The 1,047-nt window shown below is 66.7% G+C and carries 2 protein-coding genes; both read right to left on the bottom strand.

Annotated elements, in window-relative coordinates; all coding sequences use genetic code 11:
* Positions 1-378: HesA/MoeB/ThiF family protein (locus AD89_RS0117570; protein WP_025780971.1), on the bottom strand; the 378-nt coding region annotated here is incomplete at its 3' end.
* A gap of 55 nt (positions 379-433) precedes the next feature.
* On the bottom strand, positions 434-1,047 hold a 614-nt coding region (locus tag AD89_RS0117565; protein ID WP_025780969.1), incomplete at its 5' end, for a molybdopterin-binding protein.

Genomic DNA, 1,047 nt, shown 5'->3' with positions numbered 1-1,047 from the left:
GATGTCGACGCCGTCGAAGAGGTCGAGAGCGTTGTCCGCAGTTAGCAGCTGGGCAATCGTGCGGACCTCGATCGACGAGTTGATCCCGTTCATCCGCTGCCGGGCGGAATCGATCTTACGAGAGCCGACGGCCGCCTCGGTGTGGATGACCTGTCGGTGCAGATTGCTCAGCTCGACGATATCGGGATCGACCACGGTGATCGTGCCGATGCCGACGGCCGCGAGGTAGCTGAGGATCGGAGCGCCGAGTCCCCCGGCGCCGATGACGAGGACGTGCGAGTCGAGGAGCGCCGCCTGCGCGCTCTCGCCGAACCCGGACAGTCGAAGCTGCCGAGCATACCGGGCCCGGTCGGCGGGTGCGAGGCGTGACGTGGACATGCTTCCATCCTAATCGGCTGTGTTGTTCGCGGACTGCCTGCACCGGTGTCAGGCATCAGCACTCGAGGTAGTCGATGACCGTACCCGCGCTCAGCTCCTCAGGGCTGTGCGGGGAATCGGTGCGGCGCGGGATTCTGATGATCACATCGGCGGCGGCGAAATTCGGGAGTCTCGCCCGTTCGGCGGCACGGATCTCCCCCGATTCCGTGAAACTGCCGGGACGGACGGTGACGGCGTTTGCGTGTGGCCTCAGGCCAGGTCCGGCGAGAATGCCCTTCCGCCATCTCTGCCGCAGGCTCTTCCCCGTCAGCACCGAGCCGACGAAGAGGTGGAACGCGACGAAGGCGCCCTGAGGAGTGCCGGGCAGATGGATGAGCGGCAGTGAGCCGAATCGCCCGCAGCCCTGCGGGGACCCGGGTCGCATGTCCAAGCGGCGGAAGGTCGAGTGGTCGGGTTCCAGAGTCTGGCGAACGACTTCGAAGGCACCTGCGCTGATCCCGCCGGTCGTCACGACGAGGTCGGCCTCAGTCCGCATCGACATAAGTGTGCGGCGCAGCTCGTCGACATCATCGCTGCTCGTGGCTTCGATGGGTTCGGCGCCGAAGCCGCGGACGGCAGAGGCGAGCATGGGCAGGTTCGAGTTGAACACCGAGGCGGCGGCCGCCTCGG

The organism is Brevibacterium sp. VCM10 (genome assembly GCF_000583215.1).
GTDB classification, from domain to species: Bacteria; Actinomycetota; Actinomycetes; order Actinomycetales; family Brevibacteriaceae; genus Brevibacterium; species Brevibacterium linens.
The sequence above is the reverse complement of the archived record's forward strand: the minus strand, read 5'-3'. Positions and strand labels throughout refer to the sequence as shown.